The organism is Vibrio aestuarianus (assembly GCF_028858425.1).
GTDB classification, from domain to species: Bacteria; Pseudomonadota; Gammaproteobacteria; order Enterobacterales; family Vibrionaceae; genus Vibrio; species Vibrio aestuarianus.
Genome location: NZ_JAKNYQ010000001.1, coordinates 2,059,645 through 2,086,493, shown reverse-complemented (window position 1 = coordinate 2,086,493; position 26,849 = coordinate 2,059,645). Strand labels below are relative to the sequence as shown.

General features: G+C 43.3%; 23 protein-coding genes and 1 pseudogene. 15 read left to right on the top strand and 9 right to left on the bottom strand.

All coding sequences use genetic code 11. The features are described 5' to 3' along the window. Nucleotides 1-50: 50 nt before the first annotated feature. From focA to MCT08_RS09600, 5 genes are all read left to right on the top strand, one after another. Complete coding sequence (gene focA, locus MCT08_RS09620; RefSeq protein WP_053309954.1) at nt 51-902, top strand: formate transporter FocA; 852 nt, start codon at nt 51-53, stop codon at nt 900-902. Nucleotides 903-1,741: 839 nt separating this feature from the next. Continuing rightward, on the top strand, nt 1,742-1,918 hold the full coding sequence (torE, locus tag MCT08_RS09615; RefSeq protein ID WP_053309953.1) for a trimethylamine N-oxide reductase system protein TorE: 177 nt from the start codon (nt 1,742-1,744) through the stop codon (nt 1,916-1,918). A 51-nt stretch (nt 1,919-1,969) separates the two neighbouring features. After that, entirely contained in the window at nt 1,970-3,154 is a 1,185-nt protein-coding gene (gene torC / locus MCT08_RS09610; protein ID WP_053309952.1) for a pentaheme c-type cytochrome TorC, read from the top strand. A gap of 24 nt (nt 3,155-3,178) precedes the next feature. Beyond that, a complete protein-coding gene (gene torA / locus MCT08_RS09605) occupies nt 3,179-5,641 on the top strand; it encodes a trimethylamine-N-oxide reductase TorA (RefSeq protein WP_053309951.1) in 2,463 nt (820 codons plus the stop codon). Nucleotides 5,642-5,826: 185 nt separating this feature from the next. Next, entirely contained in the window at nt 5,827-7,563 is a 1,737-nt protein-coding gene (locus tag MCT08_RS09600; RefSeq protein ID WP_261926751.1) for a glycoside hydrolase family 36 protein, read from the top strand. Between the two features lie 101 nt (nt 7,564-7,664). Here MCT08_RS09600 and MCT08_RS09595 read toward each other — a convergent pair whose 3' ends face one another. Further along, entirely contained in the window at nt 7,665-8,858 is a 1,194-nt protein-coding gene (locus MCT08_RS09595; RefSeq protein WP_274678315.1) for a putative manganese transporter, read from the bottom strand. A gap of 227 nt (nt 8,859-9,085) precedes the next feature. Between MCT08_RS09595 and MCT08_RS09590 the strand changes: the two genes are divergently transcribed. After that, a complete protein-coding gene (locus tag MCT08_RS09590; RefSeq protein ID WP_274678314.1) occupies nt 9,086-9,991 on the top strand; it encodes a manganese-dependent inorganic pyrophosphatase in 906 nt (301 codons plus the stop codon). Between the two features lie 86 nt (nt 9,992-10,077). Further along, nucleotides 10,078-10,470, top strand: coding sequence for a DUF2750 domain-containing protein (locus MCT08_RS09585; RefSeq protein ID WP_053310442.1), 393 nt, complete (start codon nt 10,078-10,080; stop codon nt 10,468-10,470). Nucleotides 10,471-10,539: 69 nt separating this feature from the next. Here the strand turns inward: MCT08_RS09585 and MCT08_RS09580 are convergent, their stop codons facing one another. The 7 genes from MCT08_RS09580 to pspF all read right to left on the bottom strand — a co-directional run bounded on the left by MCT08_RS09580 (nt 10,540) and on the right by pspF (nt 17,670). Continuing rightward, on the bottom strand, nt 10,540-11,322 hold the full coding sequence (locus tag MCT08_RS09580) for a DUF2927 domain-containing protein (RefSeq protein ID WP_274678313.1): 783 nt from the start codon (nt 11,320-11,322) through the stop codon (nt 10,540-10,542). An 8-nt stretch (nt 11,323-11,330) separates the two neighbouring features. Continuing rightward, a complete protein-coding gene (locus tag MCT08_RS09575) occupies nt 11,331-12,119 on the bottom strand; it encodes a peptide ABC transporter ATP-binding protein (protein ID WP_053310441.1) in 789 nt (262 codons plus the stop codon). Nucleotides 12,120-12,121: 2 nt separating this feature from the next. Then, nucleotides 12,122-13,117: a peptide ABC transporter ATP-binding protein gene (locus MCT08_RS09570; RefSeq protein ID WP_053309946.1), complete on the bottom strand. Its 996-nt coding sequence runs from the start codon at nt 13,115-13,117 to the stop codon at nt 12,122-12,124. Then, nucleotides 13,117-14,004, bottom strand: a complete 888-nt coding sequence (locus MCT08_RS09565; RefSeq protein ID WP_053309945.1) for an ABC transporter permease subunit — start codon at nt 14,002-14,004, stop codon at nt 13,117-13,119. The genes MCT08_RS09570 and MCT08_RS09565 overlap by 1 nt, the downstream gene beginning before the upstream one ends. Further along, the gene (locus MCT08_RS09560) at nt 13,991-14,953 is read right to left on the bottom strand and encodes an ABC transporter permease (RefSeq protein WP_053309944.1); all 963 of its coding nucleotides are present in this window, start codon (nt 14,951-14,953) and stop codon (nt 13,991-13,993) included. The genes MCT08_RS09565 and MCT08_RS09560 overlap by 14 nt, the downstream gene beginning before the upstream one ends. Continuing rightward, nucleotides 14,953-16,572, bottom strand: coding sequence for an ABC transporter substrate-binding protein SapA (gene sapA, locus MCT08_RS09555; protein WP_274675227.1), 1,620 nt, complete (start codon nt 16,570-16,572; stop codon nt 14,953-14,955). Before sapA ends, MCT08_RS09560 begins: the two co-directional genes overlap by 1 nt. Before the next feature lie 96 nt (nt 16,573-16,668). Beyond that, nucleotides 16,669-17,670, bottom strand: coding sequence for a phage shock protein operon transcriptional activator (gene pspF / locus MCT08_RS09550; protein WP_274678312.1), 1,002 nt, complete (start codon nt 17,668-17,670; stop codon nt 16,669-16,671). Nucleotides 17,671-17,876: 206 nt separating this feature from the next. On the opposite strand from pspF, the gene pspA reads away from it, so the two are divergent. The 8 genes and pseudogenes from pspA to MCT08_RS09510 form a co-directional block, all read left to right on the top strand. Beyond that, on the top strand, nt 17,877-18,545 hold the full coding sequence (pspA, locus tag MCT08_RS09545; protein ID WP_053309942.1) for a phage shock protein PspA: 669 nt from the start codon (nt 17,877-17,879) through the stop codon (nt 18,543-18,545). A gap of 13 nt (nt 18,546-18,558) precedes the next feature. Further along, entirely contained in the window at nt 18,559-18,792 is a 234-nt protein-coding gene (pspB, locus tag MCT08_RS09540) for an envelope stress response membrane protein PspB (protein WP_053309941.1), read from the top strand. After that, a complete protein-coding gene (gene pspC, locus MCT08_RS09535) occupies nt 18,785-19,171 on the top strand; it encodes an envelope stress response membrane protein PspC (RefSeq protein ID WP_053309940.1) in 387 nt (128 codons plus the stop codon). Before pspB ends, pspC begins: the two co-directional genes overlap by 8 nt. A 144-nt stretch (nt 19,172-19,315) precedes the next feature. Then, nucleotides 19,316-20,350 carry an efflux RND transporter periplasmic adaptor subunit gene (locus MCT08_RS09530; RefSeq protein WP_274678311.1) on the top strand — a complete coding sequence of 345 codons (1,035 nt, stop codon included), beginning with the start codon at nt 19,316-19,318 and terminating at the stop codon, nt 20,348-20,350. A gap of 1 nt (nt 20,351) precedes the next feature. Continuing rightward, a complete protein-coding gene (locus tag MCT08_RS09525; protein ID WP_176312245.1) occupies nt 20,352-21,437 on the top strand; it encodes an efflux RND transporter periplasmic adaptor subunit in 1,086 nt (361 codons plus the stop codon). Beyond that, entirely contained in the window at nt 21,430-24,528 is a 3,099-nt protein-coding gene (locus tag MCT08_RS09520; protein ID WP_053309937.1) for an efflux RND transporter permease subunit, read from the top strand. Before MCT08_RS09525 ends, MCT08_RS09520 begins: the two co-directional genes overlap by 8 nt. A gap of 80 nt (nt 24,529-24,608) precedes the next feature. Further along, complete coding sequence (locus tag MCT08_RS09515) at nt 24,609-25,172, top strand: DNA-3-methyladenine glycosylase I (protein WP_274678310.1); 564 nt, start codon at nt 24,609-24,611, stop codon at nt 25,170-25,172. Continuing rightward, nucleotides 25,172-25,492 (top strand): annotated as a pseudogene (locus MCT08_RS09510) (BCCT family transporter); the annotation flags it as partial. The gene MCT08_RS09515 and the pseudogene MCT08_RS09510, both read left to right, overlap by 1 nt. Before the next feature lie 88 nt (nt 25,493-25,580). On the opposite strand, the gene MCT08_RS09505 reads toward MCT08_RS09510, so the two are convergent. Next, complete coding sequence (locus MCT08_RS09505; RefSeq protein ID WP_274678309.1) at nt 25,581-26,771, bottom strand: cystathionine beta-lyase; 1,191 nt, start codon at nt 26,769-26,771, stop codon at nt 25,581-25,583. Nucleotides 26,772-26,849 lie beyond the last annotated feature (78 nt).

The following is a 26,849-nucleotide window of genomic DNA, read 5'->3' as shown; positions in this document are numbered from 1 at the left end:
AATGGAGCGATTATCCGCGTCCTCTATTACTTGTTTCAAAATGTTTCACCATGAACTTAAACCAATTTGACTCCTTAATGCCACCACAAATGGCTGAACGCGCTGCGGAAACTGGTGTTGGAAAAGCAACCAAAGACCCAGTCAAGTCGTTCCTACTTGCTATTTCAGCAGGTTTACACATCGGTATTGCTTTTGTTTTTTATACCACGGTAACGACTGGTACTGGTGATATGGCTTGGGGTTTAAGTCGCTTTATTGGTGGCCTCGCTTTCAGTTTGGGGCTGATCTTGGTGGTGGTGACTGGTGGTGAACTTTTTACTAGCTCGGTGTTAACTCTAGTGGCTCGAGCTAGTGGTAAAATTTCATGGGGAATGCTGATCAAAAACTGGGTCATTGTTTATTTTGGCAATTTAGCTGGGGCGTTGTTGTTGGTTGCCTGTATGCTGGTGTCTAAGCAGTATATGTTTGATGGCGGCCAAGTTGGACTAAACGCCATGGCTATTTCTCAACACAAACTGCATCATGAGTTTTTACAAGCCATTGCGCTTGGCATTATGTGTAATGTTCTGGTCTGTATTGCGGTTTGGATGACTTTTAGCGGTCGTACTTTAACCGATAAAATTATGGTGATGATTTTACCTGTTGCAATGTTTGTCGCAGCCGGTTTTGAGCACTGTATTGCCAACATGTTTCAAGTTCCTATGGCGATTGGTATTAAATATTTTGCTCCAGCTGAATTTTGGCAAATGACAGGAGCCAATATTGCCGATTATGCTGACTTGAATTTGATGGGTTTTTTAATGAATAACCTACTACCAGTGACCATTGGTAATATTATTGGTGGTGGTGTGTTTGTTGGTATGTGGTATTGGCTTATTTACCTGCGGGATGAATCACACTGATAGTTGGGTTTATCAATTACTTTAAAGCGACGTTTAACGTCGCTTTTTTAAACCCCGGAATAAACTCACCGCTAAAGGTTTTTTCAGGGGATAGCTAGCTTATCCACAATTTCTGTGGATAAGCTGTTTTAAAGATCGTGTGTAAGATTAACTTGATGATTTTTAGTACGAAAATCGGATAGCTTTTGTGTACTAATGCACTCTATTAGGGCAAGTATTTCCCTTATTGCCCGTCACGCATCGTTGACTTTCCTATCTTATCCTCTTCCTATTTGAAGTTGCAGCGGTGATGGCTACGTTAGTTCACTTTAATCGCATGGTTTATCTATGCTCATGGGGATGAACTCACTTGCCGCTTACCTACAATTTCAAGTTGTTTGGGTGTAGATTAACTTTCATTACTTTCTCTCCTCGAATTCGTCTTTAGTTTCCCTAATTACGCCTTGTTTAGGTCTAATTTTACAGGGAGAAAATCATGTTTCCCTTGCATTTTCTAGCAACATTTTCTTTACACTGTCGCGTTTTTTTATCCATTTTTTTGGGGGTTTTTCAGTCATACATTTTTATTGCACTTGATGGATGTATTCATTTTGTTTCCCCATTTAACATATTTAAAACAAAATTAAAATGACACATTTATTCATATATTTACACATGGTTTTTTAATAAAACACAACTCGGTATGAGCTCAAAAAAGTGTGTTATTAAAGGCCTGGTGAGGTGTTAATTTATTGAACCTTACTAAGAGTATGGTCTAACATTTTACATTAGAAATTGTAAAAGTTTGGCTTGTTAGGCCGAGCTACTCAAAATTACTTCATTACAAAATAGGCAAATGTATGAGTGATGTTAATAAAATGGAGAGTGGTGAGAAGCGTTCTCTTGAATGGAAATCTTTCCTCTTAATTACCGTAGTTCTCTTTCCGATCTTAAGCATCGCCTTTGTTGGTGGCTATGGATTTATTGTTTGGATGCTACAAGTATTCTTCTTAGGTCCCCCAGGTGTGCACGGTTAGTTCCGTAGCTTATAACTTCCACTTTTGATCGAAATTTTAAGAGAGCTAATCATGAAATCATTGTTAGTCAAAATCTGGCGAACCATGACCCGCCCAGCGGTTCACATCAGCCTTGGTGTGTTAACCATGGGGGGCTTTATCGCTGGTGTCATTTTCTGGGGTGGTTTCAACACCGCACTGGAAGCAACCAATACTGAAGAATTCTGCATCAGTTGTCACACCATGCGTGACAATGTGTACGTTGAATTACAAGAAACGGTTCACTGGAAAAATCACTCAGGTGTTCGTGCTACATGTCCTGATTGCCATGTTCCACATGAATGGACGGCAAAAATTGCGCGTAAAATGCAAGCTTCTAAAGAAGTGTTTGCACAAATTTTTGGTGACTTAGGTACACCTGAAAAATTTGAAGAACGCCGTATTGAATTGGCAAAACATGAATGGGATCGTTTTTCTGCTAACAAGTCCCTAGAGTGTAAAAATTGCCATAACTACGAATCTATGGATTTCGAGCAAATGTCTCCAACCGCGCGAATTCAAATGAAACAGGCGGCAGAGAAAGATCAAAGTTGTGTTGATTGCCATAAAGGCATTGCGCATAACTTGCCGAAAAATATGGACAGTTCAGGTGGCCTAATTGGTGAGCTTGAAGGTATGGCATCTCGTACGGATTACTCTGTCGGCAAACAGATTGTCAGCGTTCGTTTCTTACCGGTTTATGAAGATGCACAAGCTAAAGTTGAAGCCGGTTTACTCAACCCAGCCTCTACCGTAACCGTTCTTGATGAGAAAGGTGAGATGGTGCAGGTTGAAATTGATGGCTGGAGAAAAGCCAAAGGCTTTGGTCGTGTGATTCAAGAAGACTTCGGTATGAATATCGCGGTAGGTTCGCTGATGAAAGAAGCGGCCCAAAGTGATTCTATCGTGGCTGTTGGTGAGAAAAAAGTGGATGATCTGACAGGCCTTCCATGGGAGAAAGTCAGTGCGAAAGTCTGGATGAAGAAAGAAGCGATGCTAAGCGATGTTGCCCCTATCTGGGAAAAAGCCAGTGAAGCTTACAAAACCAACTGTTCCGTTTGTCACACTCAACCGGATGAAGCGCACTTTGATGCGAATACTTGGCCAGGTATGTTCAACGGTATGATGGCGTTCGTTAACTTTGATACTGACAGCGAAGCCTTAGTATTGAAGTATTTGCAAAAACACTCTTCAGATTTTGCTGAAGGCCACCATTAATCAACGTCACACGGAGTTTTTAAAATGGCTATTACACGAAGAAGTTTTCTTAAAGGTGTAGCAACCACCAGCGCGGCGTCGGTTATTGGCCCTAGTTTACTGGCCTCGACAGCAGCTAATGCCGCAGAAACAACAGGAACGTGGAAAGTATCCGGTTCTCACTGGGGCGCATTTCGCGCCCATATCTACGCGGGTAAAGTTCAAGAGATCAAACCGTTAGAGTCTGATACTCACCCAACCGATATGCTTAACGGCATTAAGGGCATTATTTATAGCCCTTCACGTGTGCGTTACCCAATGGTTCGTCTTGATTGGTTGAAGAAGCATAAGTACAGCGCAGAAACGCGTGGTAATAATCGTTTCATCCGAGTGACTTGGGATGAAGCGTTGGACCTATTTTATCGTGAACTGGAACGTGTTCAGAAAGATTATGGCCCATGGGCATTGCACGCAGGTCAAACGGGTTGGAACCAGACTGGTTCTTTCCACAACTGTACGGCGATGATGCAACGTGGCGTAGGTATGCACGGTAACTTCATCAGCAAAGTCGGTGACTACTCGACAGGGGCAGGTCAAACGATTTTGCCTTACGTATTGGGTTCAACCGAAGTGTATGCTCAAGGTACATCGTGGTCTGAAATCTTAGAAAATTCAGACAATATTGTGCTGTGGGCAACCGACCCTGTCAAAAACCTCCAAGTTGGTTGGAACTGTGAAACTCACCAATCCTTCCCTTACCTTGAGCAGTTAAAAGAAAAGGTAGCAAAAGGGGAGATAAACGTACTGTCGGTCGATCCAGTCAAGAACAAAACACAACGTTTCCTAGAAAACGACCACTTATACATTAACCCACAGACTGATGTGGCGTTTATGTTGGCGGTGGCGCATGTGCTTTATAACGAAGATCTTTACGACAAAGAGTTCATTAAAACATACTGTCTAGGTTTTGATACCTTCATTCAGTATGTGCAAGGTGAAACGAAAGATAAAGTCGTTAAAACCCCAGAGTGGGCGGCTGAGATCTGTGGTGTAAACGCTGAGAAAATCCGCGAATTCGCTCGCATGTTAGTTAATGGCCGCACGCAGTTGCTGTTTGGTTGGTGTATCCAACGTCAAGAGCATGGTGAACAGCCATACTGGGCGGGCGCGGTTATTGCGGCGATGGTTGGTCAAATTGGCCTACCTGGTGGTGGTATTTCTTATGGACACCATTATTCAGGTATTGGTGTGTCATCAACCGGCTTTGCTGCGCCAGGTGGTTTTCCTCGTAACTTGGATACCGGTTCTAAACCGAAATGGGATAACGAGAACTACAACGGCTACAGTAAAACCATTCCAGTTGCGCGTTGGGTGGACTGTTTGTTAGAACCCGGTAAAGAGATCCGTTATAACGGTTCAAAAGTAAAATTGCCGGATTATAAGATGATGGTTATCTCGGGTAATAATCCGTGGCACCATCATCAAGACCGTAACCGCATGAAGAAAGCATTCCGCAAGCTTCAAACCGTAGTAACAGTTGATTTTGCTTGGACTGCAACATGTCGTTTCTCTGATATCGTACTGCCAGCTTGTACACAGTTCGAGCGCAATGATATCGACGTTTACGGCTCGTACTCAGGTAAGGGTTTGATTGCAATGCATCGTTTGGTTGATCCGTTGTTCCAATCTCGTACTGACTTTGAGATTTTCACTGAACTGACTCGCCGTTTTGGCCGCCATGAGGAATTTACTCGTGGAATGGATGAAATGGAGTGGGTACGCTCACTGTATGAAGATTGTAAGAAAGCCAATGCTGGTAAATTTGAACTACCGGAATTTGATGCATTCTGGGAGCAAAGCGTGCTTGATTTTGGTGAAGGCAAACCTTGGGTTCGTCATGCGGATTTCCGTAAAGATCCAGAGATCAACGCGCTAGGTACGCCATCAGGTTTCATTGAAATTACGTCACGTAAAATCGGGCGTTATGGTTATGAACATTGCCAAGATCACCCAATGTGGTTTGAGAAAACCGAACGTTCTCATGGCGGTCCAGGTTCGGAAAAACACCCGTACTGGTTACAGTCTTGTCACCCTGATAAACGCCTGCATTCACAAATGTGTGAATCTGAAGAGTATCGTGCAACTTACGCGGTGCAAGGTCGTGAACCTGTCTATATCAACCCGATTGATGCTAAGGAAAAAGGTATTAAAGACGGCGATTTGGTTCGAGTATATAACGATCGTGGTCAGTTACTTGCTGGGGCTGTGCTATCAGATAGCTACCCTCGTGGTATCATTCGTATCGAAGAAGGTGCATGGTATGGGCCGTTAAGCGAGAAAGATGGTGCTATCTGTACTTATGGTGATCCAAATACCTTAACGTTAGATGTGGGGTCATCTGAGCTAGCGCAGGCGACTTCAGCCAATACGTGTATTGTCGACTTCGAGAAGTTTACCGGTAAAGTGCCGCCAGTAACGTCGTTCGGTGGACCACTAGAAGTCGTCTAACCCTAGCAGAGACTTACATCTTAAGTGATATTGCAATGCCAGCCTTTGAGCTGGCATTATTCTTTCTTATTATTGAACAAATCGGTTGATAAGTAGTTAACCAAGATAAAACGTGACCCAATTAACTAACTGAGTTATTAATTCATTAGACACTGTTAATAACAGTCATTTTTGCTGAGGTTACCATGACAACAATACTGCTACCGTGCCATCGAGAAGTGGAACTACTCCAATCGGATTTGAATGCTGAGCTGCAAGGTTGTGAACTTCATTTTTCCTATGCGGGAATTCACAATTCCCCGATTTCTGATCGCTATGCATTATTTCGTCTCTTATTCGACGTAGAATCTGACGCGAAAGTGATCGGCGATGGTTTCCAAATGTTAGCGCAAACGGCAGGCCAGCCACACTACCCGCAAGATGTAGGTCGCTGTCCAGATAACAGCTTAAGCTATCGTATCTATTCCCCCCAAGATACAAAACGGTACTACAACTATTTGGTGGTTGAAGAATCTACAGGCTATCAACTGTTCGGTTTTACTTCATGTCATCGTTTTGCCGGATACTTTGAGATGATTGAAGAGAGAGGACATTCTTACCTCGTTGCTGCTATTGATGGGGAAAATACGCACCCACAAGATTGGGCCGAAAATCAATTAGAATCGGTGGTTATCTTAAGAGGGGAGTCGTTATCTACGCTTTATCACGAGTATGCTCAACATATTATGGTGCATCATCAGCCTCGTTCAGGGGTTACCCAGCAAGCACCTATCGGCTGGTGTTCTTGGTATGCTTATTATGCAGACGTAACAGAGCAGCACGTCATATCAAATGTAGCTTGTATGCAAGGGGAGCTGGCGGAGCTCGAATGGGTATTACTTGATGACGGTTATCAAGCATTTATGGGAGATTGGCTAACCCCGTCGGATAAATTTACTCGTGGTGTAAAATCCGTCATTGAAGATATCAAGCAAGCGGGGAAAAAACCGGCGATCTGGCTGGCTCCATTTATCGCTCAAGCAGAATCTCAGGTATTTAAAGAACACCCCGATTGGTTCGTACAAGGTGCAAATCGCCAGCCAATGAAAGCAGACGAAGTTACCTATGGAGGCTGGCGTTGTACACCTTGGTATATTTTAGATACTTCCAATCCCGAAGTGCAGGAGCACTTAACTTATGTTGTTAAAACCATGCGAGAAGAGTGGGGCGTCGAGTTATTCAAACTAGATGCTAATTATTGGGGGACACTCAAAGGTCGTCGCTACCAAACAGGAGTTACGGGGGTTGAAGCGTATCGACTTGGAATGCAAGCCATTGCCGAGGGGGCGGGAGATGCCTGGTTATTGGGCTGTAATGCGCCGATGTGGCCATCATTAGGTTTGGTGGATGCGATGCGGGTATCGGATGATGTCGAGCGCTGCGCACATCGTTTTGAGCAAATAGCGAAAGAGGCTTTCTACCGAAGTTGGCAGCATCGTAAGTTATGGCAAATTGATCCTGATTGTGCCACGTTCACTTCTTTACCGAATCAATCGACTGAGCGCGCAAACTACGAATTCCACCGTAATGTACTGCTCGCCTGTGGTGGCTTACTGCTTTCAGGTGACCCACTTCCGGATCTAACCAGTTTTGCGAAACAGAGCTTAATTAAACTAATGATTAGGCACAAACATAATCAGGAATCGGCAAAATTAACGTCGTTGGCGCTTAATCATGCTTTCTTGAAACTCACCGATCGTAATGATTTGCACTGTTTGTTTAACTATGGTGGTAAAGCTCAAGATTACACCTTAACGGCCAATTATGCGGTGGATTGGTATGATTACTGGTCTGGAGAAAAATTATCAGTAGAGCCGGTTCAGGTGCTGGAAGTGCCACTGGCGAGCGGTTTAACCAGTCGTGCTGTTATTACTTCAGGTTAGGATTTGGTATTGCTTTACACTTTGTATACCTCTCCTACTTCAAGTCATTTAGGTACAGTGTTTAATATGAAATGTAACCAAACGCTAATCTGTGTTTGGTATTACATTTCAAACCACCAATAGCATCCATATCCTACGATTAAAGCTGGTATTGAGGTGTACACTGTGGCGAGTATCGCTGCTTTGGGTGCTAATGCAATGGCAGGAAAAAGCGCGTCACCATCGTTAGAGATCGCATTTGAAATTTGGGTTGAGAATGGCACTACACCAGAAAGGTATAAGCTAGTGATTAATATTTGAGGCCCACAACCTGGTAATAAACCCACAACGACGCCTAGTAAAGGCATCCATTCAGCCCATTCAGCTAAATCTTTAATCGGCTCCCAGCCAGAAAAATGACGAATCAATTCAAATGATAGAAAAGCAATGATGACCCACGCACTGACAAAGTGAGTATCTTGTGCAGCTTTTTGAATAGGGTGGGCACTTTGCACTTTTTTATCTTCAGAGACGGTGGATTGATAACTGTCGAGTTCTGTGGTGAGAGACCAAAGTAGCATGCTAATAATGGCAAGTATTGCTCCTATCCATTGCATGGTTTGAGCCTTTAAATTGAAAAATACATTAAGATCAATTTGGAACGATCCGGCGAGCGCAACAAAAGAAGTGGGGATCAACAATAGTTTCCAAAACAGCCCTTGCAAATTCAGCGCTGTTGATTGCACATGTTGTGATGGAGAGTTTGTTGGTGGTGATAGCTGAAGCTGACTTTTCTGTGGGCGTAAGAAGGCATCATCATGAAAATAATTGATCACAAATCCGGTCAGACAACCAGTAATAATTCCGATACTAATAACGCCCAATCCTGTGAGTGGTTTACTTGCCAATAGTAAAAATGCTGCGTCCCCCATGGTAGAGGTTAATACCGCAACCAATGCCCCAAAACCAACGCGTCCGCTAACAAATTGCGTTGTAACGACAATGGCTCCACCACATCCGGGCAGCGCACCCAGTAAAGAAGCAATAATAACTTGGATGTGCCTTGATTGTTGGTACGCCAAAACCAGCCAGTGAGCAGAGCTCATATAACGAGATAAGTAGTGATAGCAGGTCAAGGTCAACGCGACATAAGTTGATACGGCCCAGAATGCATCAGAAAGAGCGCTTAATGAGAGCGAGCGAGTATGCTCATTAAACAGCAATATGATCAATAACAATGGCAGAGCTAACCGTTGGTAACCACAGTTAAATTGTGAGGGAGCAAAAGCTGAGTTAGACCATTTGATTGAGTTCATAGCACACCTTATAAAATTCATTGCTCATGTTGGTGAAATGAGAATTGTTATCATTATATGCTATTGAGAATTGTTCGCAATTGAGAGTTGTTAATTTTTGAAAAGAATTTCTTAGTAGCAACTCATGACAAATTCTGAAAATAAGGTAAAGTAACGGCCTTTATGAGCAATTTCGCCTATCAACATAGATAGGCCATCAAATCAAATAGCAATAAATAGGAAGAAAGATGATTCTAGTTGTCGGTCATAAGAACCCAGATAGCGATAGTATTTGTAGTGCACTTGTGGCAACTGAGCTGCTAAAAGCTCGTGGTCAAGAGGCTATGCCGATCCGTCAAGGTGAAATCAATCGCGAAACTCAGCACATCCTAGAAGTCGCTGGCGCAGAGTCTCCAGAATTACGCACTTCTGTTGCTGGTGAAAAAATTTGGTTAGTAGATTACTCAGATCTAGCACAAGCACCTAACGATGTCGCTGAAGCTGAAATCTTAGGTATTGTTGATCACCACCGTCTAGGTGACGTGATGACAGTAAACCCAATGGAAGCTTGGATCTGGCCTGTTGGTTGTACTAACACTGTTCTGTTCAACATGTTCAAGATTGAAGGTCACACGATTTCTCAACAGGTTGCTAAACTAATGATGTCTGCAATTTTGTCTGACACGGTCGGTTTTGCTTCACCAACGTGTACGCAAAAAGACAAAGATGCAGTTGCAGAACTGGCTGAAATTGCTGATGTACAAGACGTTGACGCATTCATTAAAGATCTTCTTATTGCGAAAACAGATATTGAAGGCTTGTCTGCTGCTGAATTGGTAGAAAAAGATCTAAAAGGCTATCCATTTAACGGCCGTGATGTTGTGGTAGGCCAAGTGGAACTAGCAACGCTTGAGCAGGTTGATGGCATGATTGAAGCAATTGAAGCGGATCTTGTTCGTCGCTGTGAAGAAGACAATCTTGCTTTTGCTGCTGTGATGCTAACCGATATCACTACTGCGCAAACCCGTTTGCTTTACACTGGTGAGTGGGCTGAGAAGCTAGCTAAGCACCAGAAAGATGGCATGTTGATGATGGAAAATACGCTAAGCCGTAAGAAGCAAGGCTGGCCTTGGCTTCAAGCTGAATTAGTATAGTAAGCTCATCCCTTAAATTTACGATAAATAAAACGCCCGCAGTGTTACACTGTGGGCGTTTTCTATGAGACAACCGGAGAATGATTATGGCGAAAGCACTTAGCGCAGAACAGATCGAAACCATCAATCGCTACAATGAAGAAGATCGCTTTAAATATTGTGTTAAAGAAATAGTAGTGAATCGTGAAGTTTGGATTCTAAAAGACGAACACGGTTGTGTGATGCTGAACACGGAAGATGATGATTGTGTGCCTGTGTGGCCAAATCAAGAGTTCGCAGCAGCGTGGGCAACTGGTGAATGGGAAGCATGCCAACCTGAATCAATCTCTCTTAATAAGTGGCACAGTCGCTGGACCACAGGCCTAGAAGATGATGAACTTTCTGTGGTTGTATTTCCTAACGAACGTGAAGAAGGCGTGGTACTGTTTCCTGATGAGTTCGATTTTGAATTGAAGAAGCAGCAAGCAAAGCAGCGTTAATCCACAACCTATCAGAGCGCTCAATTTATTAGTAGTCGATGAGTTTGGTGGTTGATTTTTATCGGTGGCTCAATAGCCTATGAGCTGATAAAGAGGTGCGGATTTTGACAGGGTGACAGCATTATTCAGTACACCCTGTTGTTCATACTCTTTAAGTATCGACTGAATAACGCTTTTAACTTCCTTTTCTTGCATCCCCGTTTTTAGTCGTTTGTCATAAAGCATACTCAATAAGATAACGTCAAGTGGAGACAATAGTTCTTCCGGTGTTTCATCATTAAATATTGAAGGGTAGGCTTGTTGTGAATCATTAGGTAGGCCAAGTACTTGCGTTATTTCTTCAACAATACAAGCGAGTAGTTTACCGCGCTCATGGGCTTTATCGACAGGAATAATGATTACCGCTTTGATGATCTCATGAGTGTCAATATCGGTTGTGTAGTTGGCGATACAGATTGCACTATTTAAAACCCCCAAGCTGCTTTTGCCGATATGTGTTGCTACCTCATTGTCCCATTTGGCTTCTTTGGTAAAAATCCACGTTACGTTGGCTTCATCACGGTTAGAGACTCGATAAATAGGGTGTTGTGTTACCAATGCCAAGTGTTGAATATGTAAGTCAACTAGCTCGTCGTGCAAGGCTTTATCGGGCACATCATGCTGTACCCATATTTTTACCGGTTGTGTCCATTTGACTAAGGGGTATTTGCCTGCGTTATATTCGTTACGCAATGCAACTTGGACGAACGCCTTACTGATAAAGCTTTTGTTCTTCCATGTTTCGTTATAGGCCCAAGCGGAAGTGCTAAAAACGAGCAATAAACAGGCCGCTAATCTCACTTTCCCTAGCAAAGTTTTTCCTATTTGAAGTAAGGCGCTTTATTGAAATGGCTTTCAATCATACGCTGAGTGATCGGGTGTTCTGGATTGGCTAATACCGTTTGAGTATCGCCAGATTCGACGACTTCGCCCTCATGCATCACCATAATTTTGTCGGTAATGTGCTTCACAATACCAATGTGTTGAGAAACATAGACAAATGAAACGCCCATTTCTTCTTGTAGCTCTAGAAACAGATTGATGATCTGTGAACGCATTGCCATATCTAAGCCATTGAGTGCTTCATCCGCGACAATGATCGACGGTTGCAGAATAAGGGCGCGAGCTAAGCAGACACGTTGCTTTTGTCCTGTCGCTAACATCTGCGGATAGAAATAAGCATGTTCTGGCAATAAACCAACCCGTAAAAGCGTCTCTTTTACGCGCTTCATGCGAGCCTCGACGGGCATATTAGTATTTCGTTTGAGTGGCCCTTCAAGAATGCGTCCGATCTGAATACGCGGGTTTAATGATGTATTCGGGTCTTGGAAAATCATGCGAATGAGTTTACAACGCGTTGAGTAATCTTTGTGCTCAAGAAGCTCACCATTTACTCGGATTTCTCCAGAAGTAGGTTCAACCATACCGGAGATCATCCGTGCTAGCGTCGATTTACCTGAACCATTTTGACCAATAAAGCCGATCGTTTGTCCTGCATCGAGGGTAAAGCTGACCGGTTTCACCGCGTGCTGTATTTTCTTGCGAAACAGTCCAGATCGAGTGACGAAATCTTTGGATAATCCGTTAACTTCTAGCAGTGAAGTGGTCATGCTCATGATGATTGCTCCATATTTAACGGAAAGTGACAAGAAAACTTATGGTTTTTTATCCGTTGCGGATAAGGTATTTCAACGCATTGGCGTTGAGCATATGGGCAACGAGGCCCCAAGCGACAACCAATTGGTAAATGTTGTAGTGGTGGAATAGAACCGGGCAAAGACTGTAGTTTTTCTTTATGGGGAATCCAGTCACTAAAGTCAGGCATCGCTTTAAGCAATGCGACAGTATAGGGGTGCTTGGGCTCACTCAAAATTTTTGGGGTATCGGCTGATTCAACAGATTGCCCGCAATACATGACCGTAATGCGTGTCGCCCATTGTGTGATGGTCGTTAAGTCGTGGCCAATTAACAAAATAGTGGTGTTATTGACTTGATTCATGCGGCTCAACAAACGCAAAATTTGCGATTGAGTGATCGGGTCTAAATCGTTGGTCGGTTCATCGGCGATCAACAATTTTGGTTTGGTTGCAATCGCCATTGCAATCATGACTTTTTGGCATTCCCCATCGGTCAGTTCATAAGGGTAGCTGTTCATGACGCGAGTATGATCTTTAATGCCGACCTTATGTAGTAAAGCCTTGGCTTGTTTTTTACGCCATTTGAAACGTTGCCACCATTTGCCTTCAAAGGTTCGAGATGGAATGGACTCTATCAACTGCTTGCCGACTTCTTCTGATGGGTCCAAACAGGTTGATGGTTCTTGAAAGATCATGGCAATATCGCGGGCAATGACGCGTCTGCGTTCTCGTGCAGTCAGTTGCAACAAATCAATATTGCCCAGACGCATTCGGTCTGCGGTGACCGTCCAGTTATCTTTGCAGATACCAACAATAGCTTTTGCTACGAGACTTTTTCCTGAACCTGACTCACCCACTAGGCCGCGAATTTCACCTTCATTCATGGTCAAACTCATGCGGTCAACCGCTTTAACTAAGCCTTGCGGTGTATCGATTTCAATGGTGAGGTGGCGAATATCTAATAACGGCATTATTCAACCCCTGCATTTAAAGCTTGGCGTACGCCTTCACCGACTAGGTTAATGGTGATAACCGTAAACATAATGGCCAGCCCGGGTAGGGTAACGGTCCAAGGTGCTAAGTAAATCAGCTCTACGGAATCACCCAATATTGCTCCCCATTCAGTACTTGGTGCCTGCGCGCCAAGCCCAAGAAATCCAAGCGCTGAAATATCTAAAATAGCAACCGACAGAGCAAGTGTCATTTCGCTTGCAATGACAGCAAGCACGTTGGGTAAAATGGAGTTCCACAATAAATAAAAATCATTGGCACCATCTAATCGTGCGGCGAGGATATAATCTTTCTCAACTTCGTTATGGACCGCAATATAGACTGAGCGTATAAAACGTGGAATGAGAGCTAAACCAATGGCGAGTAATATATTGAACTCACCAAACCCGAGTAAAGCAACGAAGATAATGGCCAAAAGCAGAGAGGGGATGGACATCACCGTATCGAGTAAGTGATTCAATGTACTTGATAGAAGCCCCTTGGTCATACCTGCCATGATACCGATAAAGCAGCCTATCAATGCAGCAATTAATGTAATGATAACGGCAGCACCAAAGGTGAACTGAGAGCCATCAATTAAGCGAGAGATAATATCTCGCCCTAAATCATCAGTACCAAGGAAATATTCAACAGTTCCGGCTGGATCCCACGAAGGAGGAATGAGTAACTCTCCGCTTTGGAGTTGCGGATCATGAGGCGTTATCCAAGGTGACGTTACTGTAATTAAAACAATAAGTACTAAGCACCATAGCCCAAACATCGCCAAACTGTTGGCACGATAGCTGCGCCAAAAACGCTCAAACTGCGTTGGGATATGCTCTTCCTGATATACGTTATTTGTTAGCATACCATTCCTTCCTTACTAGCGGGTTGATCATGGCGCCAATCAAATCAGATAGGGTGTTGGCAGCCAGTACTAATACGCCTACCACAATCACGCCGGCTTGAATCGATGCGTAATCTTGATTTGATAGGGCATCTAGCAGCCAACGCCCAATTCCAGGCCAGTTGAAAATAGATTCGGTAATAATAGCCAGAGTAAGCATGCCCGATAATTGCACGCCAAATTTAGGAATAATCGGAGGGATCGCATTTCTAAGCACATGTTGGGTAACAATTTCATGATTGCTTAGACCTTTAATCCTTGCTGCACGAATATAATTTTGCGACATCACATCCGCAACGGAGGCTCTCATTAAACGCACGACTTGCGTCGTGGGAGCTAAAGCGAGAACGAAGCAGGGTAAAGCCATATGTTCAATAACGCTTTGCAATGCATGAGCGCGGTAGACTCCTTCAGCAAAAAAAGCATCAATCAAAGCAAAACCGGTGACATGTTCGACTTGGTAGAGAAGATCATATCGTCCAGCAACGGGGAACATTTCATAGTGTAGTGAGAACACCATAATCATCAGTAGGGCAACCCAAAAAAGCGGCGCGGAATACCCTGACATGGAAGTAAATGAAATGACGGTATCGATCCATTTGCCCTGTTTCATGCCGGCTAATGTACCGAGTGGAATACCAATTAATAGCGACAGTGTGAATGCGATTAAACACAGTTCTAATGTAGCAGGAAAGACGACGGCCAGCTCATCGACAATGGCAACACCATTGTGATTGACCCCAAAATTTAGCTGCATAAGCTCACTTAAGTAAGTCGACCAGCCGGACCAAAAACCTTGCATTGCCCACGGTGATGTAGGGTCTAATCGTAGTAGATGAAACCCGACCAGTGTTAAAATCAGCAACGTGATGATAAATAAATTGAGCCTACGAACGGTATATAAAAACACTATTTCACCCTCTCAACACGGTTGAATGGTTGAACATTAAATGGACTCAACTTAAAGCCAGTTAAGTTACTGTTATAGGCTTTGAATTGCATTCCGTGTGCCAGTGGGATCACGGGGAATTCTTCGTTCAAAATATTCTGTGCCTGTTTGTATAAATTCAGTCGGTAGCGTGTTTTATCGACTTCTAAGGCTAAATCTAATAGGAAATCAAAATCGTTATTGCACCACATGGCGACATTAAGACCTGCACGGTTTGAGTTACAAGAGAGCAGTGGTCTTAAAAAGTTATCAGGATCTCCGGTATCGCCAATCCAGCCCGTCAAAAATAGGTCAACATTTTCGTTTTGTACCATATCAGACCGATTTAGGCGGTCTTCAGTCAGCAAGTTTAGTTTTATTCCTATGTCGGCGAAGTTTGCTTGAATTAACTCTGCTGTTTTGCGTGGGCTTGGATTGTACGCTCTTGGCTCCGTTGGTACAGACATGGTGAGCTCCAAGTTGCCGTAATATCCTGCTTCTTTAAGCAACGCGATAGCATAGTTGCGGTCATAACGAATTTGAATACTATCTTTTTGATAGGCCCAAGATGATGGCGGCAGAAGATTATAAGCAATACTGCCAGTGCCGTAGTAGACCGAGTCTAAGATATTTTGGCGGTTGATAGCGAAATTCAGCGCTTTACGCACACTGGCATTATGCAGTGCAGGGTGTGAGGTATTAACCGCGATAAATGCAACATTCATTGCTGGCTTCGCTTGAAGTGTGAGCTCAGGTTGTTGCTCAACAATAGGTATCTGACTTGAGATCGGGGAACTTAGCACATCACATTCGTGTCGCAGTAATTTTGCCAATGTACCAGTACCTCTATTTGAAATATCAAATACCACCTGTTCCATTTTTGCAGGGCCATTCCAGTAACGACCATTGCGACGTAGACGAATGAGATCATTGACTTTAAATTCATCAAGATAAAACGGCCCCGTGCCGACAGGCAAGCTATCTATCAAGGCCTTTTCATCATCAATAATCAATTGGTTTGCATATTCGTAAGATAGAATGACCGCATGGCTTGTTGATATGTTGGATAAAAATGAGTTGTCAGGGCGACTAAGGATAAATTTGACCGTTAGATCGTCAATGGCTTGAACATCAATCAACAGATTTTTGAAATCAATACCAGCAAACCATGGATAAGCGCCACCATTTACGTAATGAAAGGGATTGGTTGAATCGATAATGCGCCGAAAGCTGAATGTCACATCATCGGCGTTCAACTCACGCGTAGGGCTAAACCAAGCGGTGGTTTGAAAGTAAACACCAGATCTAAGATTAAATGTATATTCAGTGCCGGCTTTATTCACGCTCCAACTGGTTGCTAAATTGGGTAGCGGTTGCAAGGTATCAGCGTCTAGCTGCAATAGAGTGTCATACAGTTGTGGGCTCAGCGCTTCTGATGTGATGCCATTATCAACCAGCTGAGGGTTAAACGTTGTAGGGCTGCCGTGACCACAATATACGAATCCGCTTTGGCGAATTTTACTATGGTCAATTTGATCGCCACAGCCTGCGAGTAGGCTAAAGCTGCATATTGCTAGCGTGAATCGTAATAATGTTTTCATAATGAAAAATAACTGTGAGAAATAAGGCAAACAAAGCTAATCATTATGCCTCAAAATCCTGATAATCTACCATTTTTTGTTGTACTAAACACAGGGTTAATCACTATTCATTCCTACGAGTTGGTATTTTCTTACCATGCCTCGTAATTGGTGGTAGCTCAACCCCAACAATTCTGCCGCTTGTCTTTGGTTAAATTTGCTCTTTTCGAGAGCTTGGGTCAGCAGTATTTTGTCCTGCTCTTCCTGCCATTTTTTGTAATCCATAGGAAAATCAAAGTGGCTATCACTAGTATGGTTGATTGCGTTATTATTGCCATCATCTTGTAGATGCCATTGACTGGTGAATGGGTCAAATATCAAGTTATCAATAGGTTGTTCAGTATCACCGTGTTGATAGACAGCGCGTTCTACAACGTTTTTTAGTTCTCGCACGTTACCGGGCCAAGCATAGTGCTGAAGTTGCTGTATTGCATCAAAGCCAAACCCAACGAATAAACTTAGATTGAGTTCTCGGCACATTTTTATGGCGTAGTACTCGGCGAGTAGAATAATGTCTTCTTTTCTTTCCCTCAGTGGTGGCAGTTGGATCACATCGAACGCTAACCTGTCGAGTAAATCTGCACGAAACTTACCTTGTTTCGCTAATTGAGGAAGATCAGCGTTAGTGGCACAAACGACGCGTACATTGGCATTCAATAAGTGACTACCCCCGACGCGTTCGTATTGCCCATATTCAATTACTCTGAGCAATTTTTCTTGCACTGAAAATGGTGCTGTGGCGAGTTCATCGAGAAACAAAGTTCCTCCTTCTGCGCGTTCAAAGCGCCCTTGGTGGCGTCCTTTTGAGCCAGTGAAAGCGCCTGATTCATGACCAAACAATTCGGAGTCGATTAACCCTTCACTGAGCGTTGAGCAGTTGAGTGAAATAAGTGGTTGGTCCCAGCGCTTAGACAAATAGTGCAGCCGTTGAGCGATCAACTCTTTACCTGTACCGCGTTCACCAACGATTAAAACGGGTCGATCAATACGAGCCAGCTTTGAGACCTTATCCAATACCGAGAGAAAGCTTGGGGATTCTCCAATTAAGTTTTGTTGCATACTTTATCTCTCCAAACATTTGAAAATGGTCAGGTTAAATTTACCAATAGTTGGTTTTTTTTATCATAGCACAATGTGATTATTATTAATCAATTGCTTAACTATTTGATTAATAATGAATTAAATGCTGGCATGAATGTTGTTTATACATTTACATCATAAAGCTTTGATGTGTTCAAAGTGTATTACCAGTAAGGAGATTCATCATGGGTATTTTTTCTCGTTTTGCAGATATCGTAAATTCAAACATCAGCGCATTATTAGATAAAGCGGAAGATCCAGAAAAAATGATCCGCCTTATCATTCAAGAAATGGAAGATACATTGGTGGAAGTGCGAACCAATTCAGCCAAAGCCATTGCGGATAAAAAAGAATTGGCGCGTAAAGTTGATGCGATGGATGCGCAAATAGTAGATTGGCAACAAAAAGCGACGCTAGCGCTTAGTAAGCAGCGTGAAGAATTAGCGCGAGCGGCGTTGATTGAAAAGAAAAAATTGCAAGAAATAATCAAAGGCTTGCATACTGAACAGACGCTGGTGGAAGAAACGATTGACAAACTAACCGGTGAAATCGGTAAATTAGAAACGAAAATCTCCGAAACCAGAGCCAAACAACAAGCATTGGCCATTCGTAGCCAAACCGCTCATAACCGTCGTGATGTTCAACGTCATCTACATACTAGCCGCACTGACGAAGCGATGGCGAAGTTTGAACAATATTCACGCAAAGTGGATGAACTGGAAGCGGAAGCGGATTTATACGCAAAATCGGGTAATGCAAAGACTTTGGATCAAGAATTTGCTGAACTGCAAGCACAAGACGAAATTGAACAAGAGCTAGCAAAGCTTAAACAGCAAATGGATCAAAATAAATAACGAGGAGTGACATATGTCATCATTTTTCATCGCAGGGCCATTGATTGTTTTCCTCATCTTTGTCGCGCCATTGTGGTTATTTCTTCATTATCGCAGTAAGAAAAGTTCAGGTAATGCACTTTCTCAGGAAGATTTTGAACGCTTGAAAGCGCTGTCGCAAAAAGCAGAAGGCTTACAGAGTCGTGTTGAAACCTTAGAGCGTATACTGGACGCAGAGTCCCCGAATTGGAGGCGAAATAATGGCTAGAGAACTGTACCGTGATACCGTGAATGGAAAAATTACTGGTGTTTGCGCAGGGCTTGCAAACTACCTCGGGCTTGAAGTTTGGCTGGTTCGTATTTTGGTGATTTCTGCTTCGCTATTGGGTGGTTTTTTCTTAGTGGCATTAGCTTACCTAGCATTAACGTTAATGCTAGAGAAACAGCCCGTTCAATATGTAGAAACACTCAAAAGTCAACGTGAACACAAATTAAAGAACAAGCCTTGGGAACAAGGACAAACCGCAGAAGCATTATTGGACACGTTAGATCAAGACTTACGTCAAGTAGAGGGGACAGTTCGTCAAATGGAGGCGTACGTTACCTCTGAAGCATTCAAAGTAAACCGAGAGTTTAGTAAGCTTTAGATTACGACGTTAACTTCCCGTTTGAGAACTAGACCTATTTTAGTTCTCAAATGGTTAATTTTTATAGAAATTAACGGAATCTTTCTCGCTATCTCGATAGGATTCATCTATTTTTAGATAAACTGTAAAAATGGATGATATAGCATGTACAAACCTCCTGTTTTCTTGCTGGTGACTCTGGCAATACTGTCAGGGTGTGGTAAGGAATTACCCCCCGTGCCTGAGCCAGATTCACGCCCAGCCAAACTCTTCTCTGTCTCTGTTGGCAATACCCAATTTGAAAGAACTTTTCCAGCTACAACAGAAGCCGGAGATAAGGCTGTTTTAGCATTTCGCGTTCCTGGATTACTTGAATCAATTGATGTGACCGCCGGTCAACAAGTAGCGCAAGGTGATGTCCTTGCCAAGTTAAACCCAGATGAATATTCACTGTTAGAGCAACAAGCTCAAGCTAATTTTAAGTTAGCGGATGTGCAGTACGAGCGATATAAAAAACTTAGAAAAGATAAAGTTGTTTCAGAGCAAGATTTTGACCAAGCGCAGGCAAACCATAATTCGGCAAAAGCGATGTGGGAGCAGGCGAAAGCCAACTTGCGTTATACCCAGTTAGTTGCGCCCTATGCTGGCACTATCTCGCTTATTCCTGCTGAAAATCATGAATTCCTTGCGGCTAAGCAAGGTGTGATGAACATTCAAACCAATCAAATCTTAAAAGTGATTTTCCAACTACCAGACCACTTGCTAAACCGTTTTGCTAATGGGGCCGATTCCGTAGCAACAGTGAGGTTTGACTCTTTCCCTGAACGAGAATTCCAATTGCAGTTTCAAGAAGTGGATACTGAGGCTGATTCAAAAACAGGTTCTTATAAAGTCACGATGGTGATGGAGCGTCCGACAGACATAGGCATATTGCCCGGGATGGTCGGTACCGTTCGAATAGTTGCAGCGAAAGCCAGTGCAACACGTATTCCAACTTCAGCACTTTTTGATGAGAATGGACAACAATGCGTTTGGCGAGTCACTGAAGAAGGTGTCGTTGAAAAAGCGTTGGTTGAATTGAACGCTGAAAACCAAGTGCTCTCAGGCCTAAATGATGGTGACCGAATCGTTATTTCTGGCGTTAGTGGTATTTCGCAAGGTATTAAAGTGCGTGAATGGATTAAAGAGCGAGGACTGTAAGATGAAGCAATGGATAATGTTGTGTGTGCTTTCATCTTCAGTGCTACTCACTGGATGTGAAAAGGCAGATACCTCAGAGCGAGACATGGTGACACGGGTGAAAGTTGTTGAGTTGGGTAGTGAAAAACTCAGTGATAGCCTGTATTTTCCTGCGGTTGCTAATGCTGCCGATCGCTCTCATCTGAGCTTTCGTGTGGCGGGAGAAATAAACCAACTGACGATAAAAGAAGGGGATAGAGTTAAGCAAGGAGATGTGCTTGCTACATTAGATCCAACCGATTATCAATTGGATGTTGATAACGCTAAGGCACGCTTTACGGTCATTGATAGTCAATATACACGTTCAAGTCCTTTGGTCGAAAAAGGCTTGCTTGCTAAGTCACAGTTTGACGAAATCGCCGCTCAACGCCAAATTGCTAAAGCCGAGTTAGACCTTGCAAAGTTACGCTTGTCTTTCACCCAGCTTAAGGCTCCCGTTGACGGTATTATTTCGCGAGTCAATGCGGATCAATTTGAGAATGTGCAAGTAGGGCAACAGATAGTCAATATTCACAGCATTGATTCCGTTGAAGTGTTAATTCAGTTGCCTGATCGTCTTTATATCAGCCAACCTAAATCCGTTGGACTAGAAAGAATGGAGGCGCTTGTACGAGTCCCTAGCGGGAATACTTATACTGCTATGGTCAAGGAATTTACGACAGAACCTAACCCCGCTACTGGTACCTTCTCTGTGACGCTTTCCTTACCGATGCCTGATCAAGAATATATTTTGGACGGTATGGCAGTGGAAGTCACCACTCAAGGTGGTCAGGCTGGATTACAGCTAAATGCAGGCGTAAGTGTGCCAATTGAAGCGGTATTTAATGCCGATGGTGATGGTTTAGAACGAGATAACAAATTCGTTTGGATATTAAATGATGATAATACTGTGAGTAAAAAGCATGTGATGCTGGGGAAGGCTTCAATGGCGAGTGTACAAGTACTTGATGGACTTAGTGCTTCAGATACGGTCGTGACGGCTGGTCTATCTAGACTGCGTGAAGGAACGGTAGTGGAAGTGGTTAAGCAGGAGGCAGGTAATGAGTAATCAACAACATACGCCTCAAAGTGATGACGATGTAAAAGGTGTCGCAGCATACTTTATCAGAAACCGTGTCATCAGTTGGATGCTGTCGCTTATATTCCTGATTGGCGGTGTATCTGCATTCTTTGGATTAGGGCGCTTAGAAGACCCTGCTTTCACTATCAAAGATGCCATGGTGGTGACAGCTTATCCTGGTGCAACGCCGCAACAAGTGGAAGAAGAAGTAACGTATCCGATAGAGAAAGCGATTCAACAATTAACTTATGTTGACGAAGTTAACTCGATTTCAAGTCGTGGATTGTCACAAATCACGGTCACCATGAAAAATAACTATGGTCCTGATGATCTTCCACAAATATGGGATGAGTTGCGCCGTAAAGTGAATGATCTTAAAGGTCAATTACCTCCTGGTGTTAATGACCCGCAAGTGATTGATGATTTCGGTGATGTATACGGTATCTTGCTCGCCATTACTGGTGACGGATATAGCTACAAAGAATTGCTCGATTATGTGGATTACTTGCGACGTGAACTGGAACTGGTTGATGGTATCAGTAAGGTTTCTGTGTCTGGTCAGCAGCAAGAAAAAGTGTTTATTGAAATATCGATGAAGCGCATCAGTTCGCTAGGGCTCTCTCCACAAACGGTGTTCAACCTGCTTTCGACACAGAATGCGGTCTCTGATGCTGGTGCTATTCGCATTGGTGAGGAGTACATTCGTATCCAACCGACGGGTGAGTTTAATGATGTTGATAAATTAGGAGACTTAATACTTACCGAAAGCGGTACAAAAGGGCTGATTTACTTACGCGATGTGGCTGAAGTGAAACGTGGTTATGTTGAAGTTCCAAGTAACATCATCAATTTTAATGGTCAATTAGCCTTGAATGTTGGCGTTTCATTTTCTCAAGGTGTCAACGTGGTTGAAGTTGGCAAGCGATTCGACCGTCGACTTGCGGAACTAAAATACCAGCAGCCAGTTGGCATCGATATTTCGGAAATTTATAGTCAACCCAAAGAAGTAGATAAATCCGTTAGCGGTTTTGTGGTGAGTTTAGGCCAAGCCGTTGCTATTGTGATTATTGTTCTACTGTTTTTCATGGGGCTGCGCTCAGGCCTATTAATCGGTTTGATTTTGTTGCTGACGGTGTTTGGCACGTTCATTTTCATGCAGTATTTCAGAATTGATCTACAACGAATTTCTCTCGGAGCATTAGTCATAGCGCTAGGGATGTTAGTGGATAACGCGATTGTGGTAGTCGAGGGCATATTAATAGGGACGCAAAAAGGACGTACCCGAATGCAAGCGGCTACTGATATCGTTACTCAAACCAAATGGCCGCTATTAGGGGCAACGGTGATTGCGGTAACGGCTTTTGCGCCGATAGGTTTATCCGAAGATGCAACGGGTGAGTACTGTGGCACCTTGTTTACGGTACTACTTATTTCACTGATGCTCAGTTGGTTCACCGCTATCTCGCTGACGCCATTTTTTGCTGATCTCTTCTTTAAAGGCCAAAAATTTGCAGAAGGTTCAGAAGACAGTGATCCATACAACGGTATGGTTTTCGTTATCTACAAAAACTTCTTAGAATTTTGTATGAAACGAGCGTGGATGACGATGGGTATCTTAGTTCTTGCTCTTGTCGCCAGTGTTTATGGTTTCACCCATGTAAAGCAAGCTTTCTTTCCATCATCAACGACGCCGATGTTTTTGGTTGATGTTTGGATGCCAGAAGGTACAGATATACGAGCAACTAATACCAAATTAAAAGTATTGGAACGTTGGTTGTCTGAGCAAGATGATGTTGAACATATCACTACAACGGCGGGTAAAGGTTTACAGCGCTTTATGTTGACTTATGCTCCAGAAAAGAGCTATGCCGCCTATGGTGAAATTACAACACGTGTTGCAAGTTATGAAGCTCTTGCCCCGTTAATGGAGCGGTTTAGACAATACGTTGACCAAAATTTCCCAGAAATTAACTACAAGTTAAAGCAAATTGAATTGGGTCCTGGTGGCGGTGCAAAAATTGAAGCTCGAATTGTTGGATCTGACCCAACCGTATTGCGGTCAATTGCCACACAAGTGATGGATATTATGCACGCTGACAAGGGAGCTTATAATGTTCGTCACGATTGGCGAGAGCGCACCAAAGTTATTGAACCACAGTTCAATGAGAGCCAAGCTAGACGTTACGGCGTGACAAAGTCCGACGTTGATGAGTTTCTTGCTATGTCATTCTCCGGTAAAACGATTGGCGTGTATCGAGATGGTACAACCTTGATGCCGATTGTAGCTCGCCTACCAGATGATGAACGGGTTGATATTCGTAACATTGAAGGGATGAAACTATGGAGCCCTGTTATTGGTGACTATATTCCTTTACAGCAAGTAACGTTGGGCTATGAAATGCGTTGGGAAGATCCTCTCATCGTACGTAAAAACCGCAAGCGTATGCTAACCGTAATGGCTGACCCTGATCTTCTCGGTGAAGAGACGGCATCAACATTACAAAAGCGTTTACAGCCTCAAATTGAAGCGATCAAATTACCAGCTGGGTATTCACTTGAATGGGGAGGAGAGTATGAGTCCTCACACGATGCTCAAGAATCACTATTTAAAACAATGCCACTGGGTTATTTGTTTATGTTCTTAATTACGGTGTTCTTGTTTAACTCCGTTAAAGAGCCACTGATTGTTTGGTTAACGGTACCACTTGCGTTGATAGGGGTTACCACTGGACTATTAGCTCTTAATACACCATTTGGCTTCATGGCATTGCTTGGTTTCTTGAGCTTGTCAGGCATGTTGCTGAAAAACGGTATTGTTTTATTGGATCAAATTGAGATTGAAATGCATTCGGGGAAAGATCCTTACCTGGCGGTTGTTGATGCTTCACTAAGTCGTGTTCGTCCGGTTTGTATGGCGGCAATTACCACGATTTTAGGTATGTTGCCACTACTGCCCGATATCTTCTTCAAGCCGATGGCGGTAACTATTATGTTTGGTTTGGGTTTTGCTACGGTACTGACATTGATAGTAGTTCCTGTGTTATACCGACTATTTCATAAGGTAGCAGTACCTAAATAGCTAGTTGATTATTTCAAGTCACAGTGCCTCTGATGAACAGGGGCACTACTTTTGAAAAGCATAACCTTTAAGGATTAACGATGAGCGATCACGATACTACTTGTGCATGGGCAATGAATCATCCACTTGAACGTGAATATCACGACCAAGAGTGGGCAGTTCCGGTTTATGACGATACGGTTTTGTTTGAGTTCATCACCTTGGAAGGTGCGCAAGCTGGCCTAAGTTGGCTCACCATCTTAAAAAAACGTGAAGGATATCGTGTCGCGTTTGAAGGGTATGATCTTCAAGTTCTAGCGCAATATGATGAGGCCCGGGTGCCATACATTATTGAGCATTTTGATGTGGTGAAACACAAAGGAAAGATTGCCTCTGTATATTCTAATGCGCGAGCAGCAATAGCGCTTCAGCAAGAATATGGCTCATTATCTAACGCGTTATGGCAGTTTGTCGATGGACGTCCCATTATCAATCATTGGCATTCGATGGGGGAGGTGCCTGCTGCAACTGAAATTTCAAAAGCAATGAGCCAATTTTTGAAAAAACGTGGTTTCAAATTTGTTGGAGAAACAATTTGCTACGCATTCATGCAGGCAGTTGGTATGGTCAACGACCATCTTGAAGGCTGTCCACAGCGAACTTAACTAACTTCGGTGGTTCTGGTCTAGATTTTGAAATTGCACAACCCGGTAGTGTGAGCGCAGTTTTTACTCAGCAGCTTCCATTTCCTGTAGTGATGAGTGGTAATAATGACCCGCACACCTATTTGCGTGCGTTTTGGGGCATCATGATGGGAGCTATTACGATTGCATTAACTTCTTTAGGGGAAGGTGGTGGTTTGGTATTACAGTCGTTTATGGTTATCACTGCGGTGCCCGTTTCCTTGATATTGCTGCCAACGCTTTGGACAGCGCCGCGCTACGCAAGACTGATGCTAGAAGAGCAACAATTAAAGCAATCGTAGCGATATTCAATAAAAAAAGCCGCTCGTTTCATAGGGCGGCCTTTTTGTATTTGCTGTGCTATTTCAATGATTACTGATTGTTCAATGATTACTGATTGAGTTGTTGAGTATAGCGCTCTAGCCCCGCGTCTAAATCAGCAATGAGGTCTTCAACATCTTCCAAACCGATATGTAAGCGAATCAAGGTTCCTGAGAAATGCGGATTGGCTACGGTTCTCAACGAGTCAAAACTCTTTGGTTCATTAGCAAGAATTAAGCTTTCAAAGCCTCCCCACGAATAACCCATACTGAAATGCTTCATGCCATCGAGTAAGGCTGTGGTTGCTCGCGGATTGCTCGTTTTCAACACAAAGGAGAACAGGCCATTTCCGCCAGTGAAATCACGTTTATAAAACTCATGACCAGGACAGGACTCCAGCGCTGGGTGGCGAACATGGTCGACTTCTGGGCGTTCAGCAAGCCATTTCGCGACTTCCAAGCTGTTTTTTTCATGTTGGCGTAAGCGAACATCAAGGGTTCTTAAACCACGTAAACCTAAGTAAGCATCATCAGGTGAGATACATTGTCCCATTAAGTAGCTCTGTTCTCGTAGTTGATCCCAATGTTTTTCATTGGCGATGGCGGTGCCTAGCATCACATCTGAGTGACCAACTATGTATTTGGTTGCCGCTTGGATCGAGATATCAACCCCATGTTCAAAAGGTGAGAAGTTAACGCCTGCCGCCCAAGTATTATCTAGCATCACGACAATATCTTGTTCATGAGCAATGCGTGAAAGGGTTGGGATATCTTGCACTTCCATGGTGATTGAACCTGGCGATTCAGTAAAGAGTACCTTAGTATTCGGTTGAATTAACTCGCGAATACCTTCGCCAATCGTTGGAGGGTAGTAGGTGGTTTCTATACCCATTTTCTTCATGATTTTTTCGCAAAAATCACGGGTCGGTTCATAACAGGTATCGACCATCAATATATGGTCGCCAGTTGCAACAAAGGAAAGAATGGCATTGGCGATTGCCGCAGCTCCACACGGGAAAAGTGCACAGCCTGCGCCGCCTTCAATTTCGACCATCGCCTCTTGAAAAGCAAAGTGAGTATGTGTGCCACGACGCCCATAGAATAAGGTTTTATTTGCACGGTTTATCGTCGCATGGTTTTTTTCAGCAACGCTATCAAAAACCACTGTCGATGCACGTTGAATTGGCGGATTGACTACCCCATTTGTCCACTTTTTGTCACGCCCCGCTGTCACGAGTTGAGTCTTTTTGCCTTCTGACATCAGAAATCCTTGTCTGGAAAGATAATCGTCTATTTAAAACATGGAGCTGCCTTGGTTGGCAACCCCGAAATGATAAAA